This window comes from Paenisporosarcina sp. (assembly GCF_057785155.1).
Map to the genome: position 1 here is coordinate 1 of NZ_JBYNRN010000031.1, position 8,836 is coordinate 8,836.

General features: G+C 37.2%; 11 protein-coding genes and 11 tRNA genes. 20 read left to right on the plus strand and 2 right to left on the minus strand.

Annotated elements, in window-relative coordinates; translation table 11 throughout:
- The first annotated feature begins 54 nt into the window (after positions 1-54).
- The 11 genes from AC3EA5_RS11075 to AC3EA5_RS11125 all read left to right on the plus strand — a co-directional run bounded on the left by AC3EA5_RS11075 (position 55) and on the right by AC3EA5_RS11125 (position 1,124).
- Positions 55-130 (plus strand) — tRNA-Asp (locus AC3EA5_RS11075).
- A 74-nt stretch (positions 131-204) separates the two neighbouring features.
- Positions 205-280 (plus strand) — tRNA-Phe (locus tag AC3EA5_RS11080).
- A gap of 14 nt (positions 281-294) precedes the next feature.
- A tRNA-Thr gene (locus tag AC3EA5_RS11085) sits at positions 295-370 on the plus strand.
- 9 nt (positions 371-379) lie between these two features.
- Positions 380-463, plus strand: a tRNA-Tyr gene (locus AC3EA5_RS11090).
- Between the two features lie 5 nt (positions 464-468).
- Positions 469-542, plus strand: a tRNA-Trp gene (locus AC3EA5_RS11095).
- Positions 543-567: 25 nt separating this feature from the next.
- A tRNA-His gene (locus AC3EA5_RS11100) sits at positions 568-643 on the plus strand.
- A 48-nt stretch (positions 644-691) separates the two neighbouring features.
- A tRNA-His gene (locus tag AC3EA5_RS11105) sits at positions 692-767 on the plus strand.
- A gap of 9 nt (positions 768-776) precedes the next feature.
- Positions 777-848 (plus strand) — tRNA-Gln (locus AC3EA5_RS11110).
- A 4-nt stretch (positions 849-852) separates the two neighbouring features.
- Positions 853-927, plus strand: a tRNA-Gly gene (locus tag AC3EA5_RS11115).
- Positions 928-934: 7 nt separating this feature from the next.
- Positions 935-1,008: transfer RNA gene (locus AC3EA5_RS11120), tRNA-Cys, on the plus strand.
- A 35-nt stretch (positions 1,009-1,043) separates the two neighbouring features.
- Positions 1,044-1,124 (plus strand) — tRNA-Leu (locus AC3EA5_RS11125).
- Positions 1,125-1,298: 174 nt separating this feature from the next.
- Here the strand turns inward: AC3EA5_RS11125 and AC3EA5_RS11130 are convergent.
- Complete coding sequence (locus AC3EA5_RS11130) at positions 1,299-1,490, minus strand: hypothetical protein (protein WP_488608402.1); 192 nt, start codon at positions 1,488-1,490, stop codon at positions 1,299-1,301.
- Between the two features lie 187 nt (positions 1,491-1,677).
- On the opposite strand from AC3EA5_RS11130, the gene AC3EA5_RS11135 reads away from it, so the two are divergent.
- The 3 genes from AC3EA5_RS11135 to AC3EA5_RS11145 all read left to right on the plus strand — a co-directional run bounded on the left by AC3EA5_RS11135 (position 1,678) and on the right by AC3EA5_RS11145 (position 3,561).
- The gene (locus AC3EA5_RS11135) at positions 1,678-1,965 is read left to right on the plus strand and encodes a DUF5658 family protein (protein ID WP_488608403.1); all 288 of its coding nucleotides are present in this window, start codon (positions 1,678-1,680) and stop codon (positions 1,963-1,965) included.
- A 94-nt stretch (positions 1,966-2,059) separates the two neighbouring features.
- Positions 2,060-2,674: an NAD(P)H:quinone oxidoreductase gene (gene wrbA, locus AC3EA5_RS11140; protein WP_488608404.1), complete on the plus strand. Its 615-nt coding sequence runs from the start codon at positions 2,060-2,062 to the stop codon at positions 2,672-2,674.
- A gap of 128 nt (positions 2,675-2,802) precedes the next feature.
- Positions 2,803-3,561: an STAS domain-containing protein gene (locus AC3EA5_RS11145; protein WP_488608405.1), complete on the plus strand. Its 759-nt coding sequence runs from the start codon at positions 2,803-2,805 to the stop codon at positions 3,559-3,561.
- A gap of 110 nt (positions 3,562-3,671) precedes the next feature.
- Here AC3EA5_RS11145 and AC3EA5_RS11150 read toward each other — a convergent pair whose 3' ends face one another.
- Entirely contained in the window at positions 3,672-4,355 is a 684-nt protein-coding gene (locus tag AC3EA5_RS11150; protein WP_488608406.1) for a B3/B4 domain-containing protein, read from the minus strand.
- A gap of 53 nt (positions 4,356-4,408) precedes the next feature.
- On the opposite strand from AC3EA5_RS11150, the gene queG reads away from it, so the two are divergent.
- The 6 genes from queG to AC3EA5_RS11180 all read left to right on the plus strand — a co-directional run bounded on the left by queG (position 4,409) and on the right by AC3EA5_RS11180 (position 8,693).
- Entirely contained in the window at positions 4,409-5,545 is a 1,137-nt protein-coding gene (gene queG / locus AC3EA5_RS11155) for a tRNA epoxyqueuosine(34) reductase QueG (protein WP_488608407.1), read from the plus strand.
- A 12-nt stretch (positions 5,546-5,557) separates the two neighbouring features.
- Entirely contained in the window at positions 5,558-6,031 is a 474-nt protein-coding gene (trmL, locus tag AC3EA5_RS11160; protein ID WP_488608408.1) for a tRNA (uridine(34)/cytosine(34)/5-carboxymethylaminomethyluridine(34)-2'-O)-methyltransferase TrmL, read from the plus strand.
- Positions 6,032-6,509: 478 nt separating this feature from the next.
- Positions 6,510-6,824 (plus strand): hypothetical protein, encoded by a 315-nt coding sequence (locus tag AC3EA5_RS11165; protein ID WP_488608409.1) that lies wholly within the window; start codon positions 6,510-6,512, stop codon positions 6,822-6,824.
- Between the two features lie 172 nt (positions 6,825-6,996).
- On the plus strand, positions 6,997-7,335 hold the full coding sequence (locus AC3EA5_RS11170; protein WP_488608410.1) for a hypothetical protein: 339 nt from the start codon (positions 6,997-6,999) through the stop codon (positions 7,333-7,335).
- Between the two features lie 172 nt (positions 7,336-7,507).
- Complete coding sequence (locus AC3EA5_RS11175) at positions 7,508-7,822, plus strand: hypothetical protein (RefSeq protein WP_488608411.1); 315 nt, start codon at positions 7,508-7,510, stop codon at positions 7,820-7,822.
- A 472-nt stretch (positions 7,823-8,294) separates the two neighbouring features.
- The gene (locus AC3EA5_RS11180) at positions 8,295-8,693 is read left to right on the plus strand and encodes a hypothetical protein (protein WP_488608412.1); all 399 of its coding nucleotides are present in this window, start codon (positions 8,295-8,297) and stop codon (positions 8,691-8,693) included.
- Positions 8,694-8,836 lie beyond the last annotated feature (143 nt).

The following is an 8,836-nucleotide window of genomic DNA, read 5'->3' on the forward strand; positions in this document are numbered from 1 at the left end:
GTCGGGCTCATAACCCGAAGGTCGCAGGTTCAAATCCTGCCCCCGCAACCAACTGGTCCCGTGGTGTAGCGGTTAACATGCCTGCCTGTCACGCAGGAGATCGCGGGTTCGATTCCCGTCGGGACCGCCATTTTTTAAGAAGTATCAGAATTGAAATAAGCAATGAAGCTAACAAAGATTCGAAGCTTAGAACAATTCAATTGTGGCTCAGTAGCTCAGTCGGTAGAGCAAAGGACTGAAAATCCTTGTGTCGGCGGTTCGATTCCGTCCTGAGCCACCATTTATATATTTATTGCCGGTGTAGCTCAGTTGGTAGAGCAACTGACTTGTAATCAGTAGGTCGAGGGTTCGACTCCTTTCGCCGGCACCATCTTCATCTGGAGGGGTAGTGAAGTGGCTAAACACGACGGACTGTAAATCCGTTCCTTCGGGTTCGGCGGTTCGAATCCGCCCCCCTCCACCATTTTTAGGGGCATAGTTTAAAGGTAGAACTGAGGTCTCCAAAACCTCCAGTGTGGGTTCGATTCCTACTGCCCCTGCCAATTTATATTTTAATATTATGTTGTGGCGGGCGTGGCGAAGTGGTTAACGCATCGGATTGTGATTCCGACATTCGGGGGTTCAATTCCCCTCGTTCGCCCCATCTTTTTTTTGATTTCAAGCATATTTTAAATAGTACGTATTCATTATGGCGGGCGTGGCGAAGTGGTTAACGCATCGGATTGTGATTCCGACACTCGGGGGTTCAATTCCCCTCGTTCGCCCCATCTTAATAGTGGGGTATAGCCAAGCGGTAAGGCAACGGATTTTGATTCCGTCATGCCCTGGTTCGAATCCAGGTACCCCAGCTTTGCGGAAGTAGTTCAGTGGTAGAACACCACCTTGCCAAGGTGGGGGTCGCGAGTTCGAACCTCGTCTTCCGCTCCAATAGTTTGGCGGCATAGCCAAGTGGTAAGGCAAAGGTCTGCAACACCTTTATCACCGGTTCAAATCCGGTTGCCGCCTCCATATTTTAAATAGTTATCGTCTGCAAGCAAGAATTTGCCCGAGTGGTGGAATGGCAGACACGCCGCACTCAAAATGCGGTGCCGCGAGGCGTGCCAGTTCGAGTCTGGCCTCGGGTATCAAAAAAAGCAGTATCTACTTTATGTAGATACTGCTTTTTTGTATGGTTTCAATACTATCACTTTGCGGATTACAGTATGAGAAAAAAACCTAGCATGCTCTCATTTTCGGAGCAAGCTAGGTTTTTTCTTGTGGCTGTTCATATAGTAAGTATAGTCATGTGAAATTTGATGTTATTTTGGTTCGTTTTTCGTTGGATGGTTTGGTTCTCTTTTTATGTTTGATTTGGCTGAACGGTTTTGTCCTTTCACATCCAAGTCATCTGGGCTGAGATCATATCCATAGCCAAATTCCTCTCGATCGACTTTTGCTTTATTCCTATTCATGTTTTCTTTTTGTTTTTCCTTGCCTTTGTTTGTATCCAAATCACTGCACCTCCATTTTTAGTAGCATGTTCACAATTGGATCATTTATGCCTTTCTTATGAATGAAAAGGATTTTCCATAAGCAATATTTGATAAACCATTTTATAAATGCTTGGCAAAAAACTTTTCGTTTATCACCTTTCTAGGATGTACATACTTACTTATATTTAACTGAGAGGGTGATGTATTGATTGCATTAACATATTTATTGGTTTCATTGAATGTAATCGATGCAGTGGCAACATATTATGGGATTTCAGCATCACTGATTTCTGAAGCTAATCCATTGATGGCTCCATTTGATGCTTTGTCCATTTTGTTAATTAAAATTTTCTTAAGTATATTCCTATTCATCCTCGTTCTCCGTATTCCTAAACTAAGTGACAGTAAGACTATTAGAAGTTTATTGATTGTAGCCAATGTCTGTTATTTAGGCGTTTTTTGTATGCATGTTTATTGGATAACAAAGGTCTAGGAATATTTTAGTCAAATTAGGGAATACAGGGTAATGTATCTGTATTTCAAGTCATTGAATTAACAAAATTTTTATGATTAAGGGAGATGGAATAATGTCTAACGTAAAATTAGCAGTTGTTTATTACAGTTCAACAGGCACCAATTATCAATTATCAAAGTGGGCAGAAGAAGCAGCGAAAGAACATGGTGCTGACGTAAAGGTTTTAAAAGTTCCAGAAACTGCTCCACAAGAAGCAATTGACTCTAATCCAGCTTGGAAAGCACATGCGGAAGCAACAAAAGATGTTCCGGAAGTAAAATTAGATGATTTAGAATGGGCAGATGCGATAATTTTTAGTGTACCAACACGATTCGGAAATATGCCTGGGCAAGTGAAGAGTTTCTTAGATACTACTGGAGGATTATGGTTTAAAGGTAAGTTAGTCAACAAAGTAGTAAGCGCTATGACTTCCGCTCAGAATCCACATGGTGGACAAGAAATCACAACACTATCTCTTTATACAACTATGTACCATTGGGGAGCTATTGTAGTTGCTCCAGGATATACGGATCCAGTTCTTTATGAAGCTGGTGGAAATCCATATGGTACAAGCGTATCCGTTAATCAAGATGGGGAAATGATTGAAAATGTTCAAGGTGCAGTAAAACACCAAACGAAACGTACCTTAACAGTAGCTCAATTTGTAAAAGACGGACAAAATCAATAAACATGATAGGGTGCTGCCACTTATGGTCAGCATCCTTTTTTATTTGTAAGTAGATTTCCAACAAGTTTGTATTCCATTTAAGATTCGTTATAATGGGAGTATGAGTTTCCAAGAATAGGATGAGGTAAATGCAAGATATAGGTAAGATTCCAAATGATATTTCAGTATTAACAGCATTAAATAGTATTGGTGAAAATATATTGATTGCAGATATGCAATTTCATATTCGATGGATGAATTGTAATGCATCGGATTTATTAACGCTGATAGCACCGTTGTATCAGTTAGATAGCAGCGAAGATTTTATTGGTAAAAGCATGGATTATTTCCATCAAAGACCTGAACGTCAACAAGGAATTATGCAGTCGATTAAATCGACGCATCGGACGCGTATCACGATTAAAGACCGATTTGTTACTGATATCGTAGTTACGCCAATTTTTAATCATTCTGAAGAAATTGATGGATACATTATTATGTTGATGGATGTATCAACTAAAGCAGAAGAAGAAAAGAATAAAGAAAAGCTAATTAAAACGCTTTCCATTCCGATTCTTCATGTGTGGGAAAACACGATCGCATTGCCGTTAATTGGAGAGTTCAATGCAGAGCGTTCGGATTTGCTTCTTACTTCTGTTTTATTTGAATGTTCATCGCATAGAATTGAAAATGTAATTATCGATTTAAGTGGTGTCTTAAATTTCGATCAAGATATTCAGTTCCATATTCAAAAATTGCATGATTGTTTGAAGTTAATTGGAGCAAGGTGTATTTTAGTCGGAATAAAACCTGAGTTAGCAGTAACTATGGGTGCTCTAGATCGGGATGTTCAAATTTTTAGATCAACACATGCTGGCCTTGAAATGATTATTAATCAACAAAGATAAAACAGCTTGCATCCAATGTGGTGCAAGCTGCTGTTTTCTCTAAATGATTAAATTGAAGTCATCCACTCATGAACAAATGAGTGGTTTTTCTTTTTGCATCGATATCGTTTTTAACATTCTAACTCGTTTTTATTTAAAAGAGACGAAGAAAATTCTCCTCCGTTCACTTGGGTAAACATTTTTCCAGCTGCTGCAAGCATTTGTTCAGCTTCAAAAATTTCCATAGAAGGACGTAAAAAGAAAAACTGATACGCTTCTGTAGTCTGTTCGTGCACAGCAGTCCTTTTAGAATCCACATACGGGCTACCAAAGGGTCCATTTTGATCTATGAGGGCTAATATGCCATCTAATCGATTGTCTCGACCATTCAAACCTATATAAGATGTATCTGCGTTACCAAGGGCCATCTGGATATTCCCTTGTATATTCGAAGCATCATATATTCCGACAGGTATTTCATATTCCAATGAAAAGAATGTATTTAAATCGATCACACTATTCACTGGGGACAGGTAATTTTGTTTTCGAATGCGGCGTAGAAGAGCTTCAATAGATGGTCTATAGCGACCTGGATCTGAACCGAACTTTTTCCATAACTCTCGCCATTCTTTAACACCTTGGACGGATGATAATTCTTTATCCTCTAAATCAAAAAATAGATGCTCTTGAAATAATTGCATACGACCTTTTAACATTTGAGGCGATTCTGACGTTACAAATTTGGTATAATGATTAATGCCTATTTTAAGTTGAGGTTCTAATTGAAAAATATATGGGTCAATGGAGATTTTCATATAATCACCTACATGTTTTTTCAACAGTTTAGCACAAGAAGGGAGGTCATTTCATGAATGTGAACCAATTTCAGCAAGAGTTAATTGAATATGCACATTCCATTGGAATCGACAAAATCGGTTTTTCATCAGCCGATCCTTTTCGTGAGCTTAAAAATCGTTTGAAAAGACAGCAGGAATTGGGATATCAGTCTGGATTCGAAGAGTCCGATATTGAAAAAAGAACAACGCCTACGCTTTTATTAAACGAAGCTGAAAGCATCATTTCGATTGCGATCGCTTATCCATCAAGAATGGAAGATGCTCCTCTAGGAAAGAAAGGTGCACGTAGAGGCATTTTTGCTCGTGCTTCTTGGGGGATGGACTATCACACGGTTTTACGCGATCGTTTAGGGAAATTAGAACAATATATCAAAGAGTCTTTAACAGATGCGCAAACTCGTTCCATGGTCGATACAGGAGAGCTGTCGGATAGAGCGGTGGCGCAGCGAGCAGGCATTGGATGGAGCGCAAAAAACTGTTCTGTCATTACACCCGAGTTTGGCTCATATGTTTACCTTGGAGAAATCATTACGAACATCCCGTTTGCTCCTGATACACCGATGGAGGATGAGTGTGGAGATTGTCGGTTGTGTTTAGATGTATGTCCAACAGGTGCTCTCATTGAAGGTGGACAATTAAATGCTCAACGATGTATCGCATTTCTTACTCAAACGAAGACTACATTGCCAGAAGAATTCCGCACGAAAATTGGTAATCGATTATACGGTTGTGATACGTGTCAAACGATTTGTCCAAAAAATAAAGGCAAATTAAACACACATCAACTAGAGTTTAAAGCGGATCCTGAAATTGCTAAACCTTTGCTCGTACCCCTACTGACAATCAGCAATCGGGAGTTCAAAGAAAAGTACGGTCATGTATCTGGTTCATGGAGAGGCAAAAAACCAATCCAACGTAACGCTATTTTGGCACTTGCTCATTTCAAGGAAGTTTCTGCAGTTCCGGACTTAATTGGTTTATTAATGAAGGATGAGCGTCCTGTCATACGAGGAACGGCTGCGTGGGCAATTGGGAAAATTGGAACGAGTGAAGGCAAACAAGCTTTGGAAAAAGCTTTAGAATTAGAAAAAGATCAAGAAGTAATAGATGAAATTCACAAAGGCTTAGCCTTTGAAACCATATATTGAGGACGTGACGACATGGCCATTCACGTGGTACTTTACCAACCATTAATACCAGCAAACACAGGGAATATTGCTCGAACATGTGCAGGTACAGATACGAAATTACATTTAATCCGCCCATTAGGTTTTTCTACAGATGATAAAATGTTGAAACGAGCTGGACTCGACTATTGGGAACATGTAGACATTCATTATTACGATGGCTTGGATGAATTATTTGGGAAATATCCACAAGGACAGTTTTTCTTTTTAACAAAGCATGGCTCTAAGCCTCACACGGTATATGATTATAGCGAAGTAGAAAAAGATTATTTCTTTGTTTTTGGAAAAGAAACTTCTGGTTTACCACGCGAATTAATCGACGCCAATCAAGATACATGCTTACGAATCCCTATGAATGAAAATATTCGATCGTTAAATTTATCAAACACAGCTTCCATCCTTATATATGAGGCATTGCGTCAGCAAGATTATCCGAATCTAATGTAATGAAAAAGGATCGCTCCTATGAATAAGGGGTTCTTTTCAGAGGTGCAAAACTTTAAAACAAAACACAAAAGGGCTATCAATTCGCATATGGATTGGTAGTCCTTTTATTATTGATATTTAGGCATTCTTGCTTTAATATCACTATTTTTAGCTCTATGTTTAGCAGCCTATTTGGTCGAACTGCAATGGAAGTTGTAATACGTCTAATTAGTCTGCTAAACGATATGTTAAAAGAACCTTCAAGATACATCGGTATTTATTAACAGAAAATTTTTTCAAGATAAATTGTAAATTATTGGTATAATTAATGACAGAGGAATTGTTCTTTCTTCAACTCCCATGAAAGAACGTAATTTCTTTCATTATCTGTGGTGTAACTATTTTGAGGTACATGGATGGCTAATGCGGCAGTTTAGTTGAACAACAATTTGAAACTTTAGTACGTATTATGCATCTAATTTTTCAAGGGGGTGTTATTGTGAAAAATAAAATCACAATAAGTTTATTATTATTGATTTTTATATTTATTACTGGCTGTTCTTATTATCAAGAGGACTTTACTTTCACAGGAACAGTAGAGGAGATACTTGTTGAAGAAGAAATGCTAGTTATTAAAGAATATGACGGGGTAGATGAAGGTAGAAAAGACGGGAATATTTACGAAATACCTGTTGATAATGAAGAGAAATATAGCATTGGGCAGAAACTTGAAGTAACTGTCTTTTCTAATACTGATGATGACGTCTGGGATTTAGACCGTATGAAGTTTGAATTAAAGACAGTCACAGATTAAAGTTCTTATTCAACTAACAGGTGCTTAAGTTGAAGATTTTTGGGCTGCGTATGTGGCTTTTTTTCTTATTGAACTAACGCAGCAGGTTAGTTGAAGAAGAAGGTTTTTTAGTAATGGTATCGAATAAGTTATGTAAGTTATATAAGGGGATTTTTTTGGGGGGGTAAGAAATATGCCAATGGAACAAGAAACAATGGGTATGTTAATTGGTGGATTTTCAATCATAATGGGTATTGCGTTTATTGTTGTTTTACTGTTAATGTTTTCAAAAAAACGAAAACCTTATAGAGTGGCTTACGGATTGGTTATTGGTTTCTTTGTATTTTTTAGTTGGGCAATAAGCCAGGCATTAAATGCAATCAGTTTTGATGTTAATCATCCGATGGCATCTGAAGAAATTTCTTTACGTCTTGGTATTGCTGGCGTTTTATGGGCAGTTAGTATGTTATTTTTACTGTTTGGCTTAATAAATTTTTCAACTATCAGAAAGAACACAGTAGAAACTCTGTAACAATTAAAAAGGAAACAGTAATATGATAATCCTTCTTAACTAACGAAGTGCTTTACTTCAATAAGGAGTGAAGCCTTTTTTCTTATTGAACTAACGCAGCAGGTTAGAAAAATAAAGGTATTCGTTTAAATAGAGAATATTGCATTAGACCAACAATAATGGGGGAAGAGCAATGAAAAAATTTTCGAGTATTATAATCTTGCTTGTATTACTAATACTTACATCTTGTGGCGGGTCTAATACATCAACAACGTCTTACTTGAAAGTTACAGAAAAAGGTCACTCAAGCAGTTATAAGGAATACTGGATAGAAGCTTATGACCCGAATAATGACACTGAAGATGGAGCTTTTAAAATCATTGTTAATGAAGAGATGGTTTGGAATCTAATTGAGGAAGATAAAGAATATTTTACTTCTTACTCGAAAGAAGGAAATGAATCTTGGATTTTAGACCAAATAGAACATATAGAAAAACCCAAAGAGTAAACCAATACATCTTTCACTAACGCAGCAGTTTAGCTGAAAAAGAATAAAATTTTTTTACATTTCACAAGTATACATTGGTGATTTTAGTTTGGAGGTATTTGAATGGACTTGCGTATTTTTGAGCTCTCGTGGTCGCTACCGTTATTTGTTGTAACGATGGTAATTTTGACAATCGGGCTGTATATGTTAGTGAAGAACGAAAATATAAGACGATTCATACCAGTCATAGTGCTTATATATGGTCTAATTTTTTGTTGGTTGCAGATATATGTGCTTGGTAAAGGATTTTCAGGAATTCCCTTTGTACCGATTTCATGGCTATTGCTAGTAATGTTATTGATAGCAAATTTATGGATAGTTATATCAAAGTTTAAGAAAACTTAATTGTACTAACCGGTGCTTTACTCTTTTTTTATGGAACTAACGCAGCAGGTTAGTTGAAGAACGAAATAAATTAAATGGAGGGAAAATGATGGATAGAATTTCAGCCAAATTGGAAGTTGCGGTGGGAATATTAACTTTTTTAACAGGGCTACTTTATTTATTTCGAGTATTTGGTCCATCGGAATCAGAAGTTGTTACCTGGGGAATATTAGCGGTCTTATTAGGTGGGGTTTTAATTTTATTGAGAACTAACAAATATAAACTCACAAATTTTATAAAAATGATCTTTGTATTTTTACTTGTGTTACTTCAAATTCCAGCAATTATTTTATGGTTTTCATTTAATGGCAACGGAATATCTGATGGTACACCACAAAGTAATTTTGTAGCTCATTGGATATTCGCTTTTCCACATATGATGATTGTATTCTTAGGAATACTTTTAATTGTTTCTTTATTTAAAAGAAATACAGCCCTATTAAACTAACGGGTGCTTTCGTATTATAAGGTTAACCAGTTTTTACTGGTTGACCTTTTTTTAATAGGATTTAAGATATCAGTAGCCAGGGTAGGACGTACGGGTGCGTGGGACAGTGATCCCGTCAACTAAACTGTCCACCCCCTACTTGT

Excerpts from the sequence above, each read along its gene's own strand:
- queG (WP_488608407.1), top strand. The coding sequence starts at position 4,409 with ATGAATGTGAACCAATTTCAGCAAGAGTTAATTGAATATGCACATTCC.
- AC3EA5_RS11175 (WP_488608411.1), top strand. The coding sequence starts at position 7,508 with ATGAAAAAATTTTCGAGTATTATAATCTTGCTTGTATTACTAATACTT.
- AC3EA5_RS11170 (WP_488608410.1), top strand. The coding sequence starts at position 6,997 with ATGCCAATGGAACAAGAAACAATGGGTATGTTAATTGGTGGATTTTCA.
- AC3EA5_RS11145 (WP_488608405.1), top strand. The coding sequence starts at position 2,803 with ATGCAAGATATAGGTAAGATTCCAAATGATATTTCAGTATTAACAGCA.
- wrbA (WP_488608404.1), top strand. The coding sequence starts at position 2,060 with ATGTCTAACGTAAAATTAGCAGTTGTTTATTACAGTTCAACAGGCACC.
- AC3EA5_RS11180 (WP_488608412.1), top strand. The coding sequence starts at position 8,295 with ATGGATAGAATTTCAGCCAAATTGGAAGTTGCGGTGGGAATATTAACT.
- AC3EA5_RS11150 (WP_488608406.1), bottom strand. The coding sequence starts at position 4,355 with ATGAAAATCTCCATTGACCCATATATTTTTCAATTAGAACCTCAACTT.
- trmL (WP_488608408.1), top strand. The coding sequence starts at position 5,558 with ATGGCCATTCACGTGGTACTTTACCAACCATTAATACCAGCAAACACA.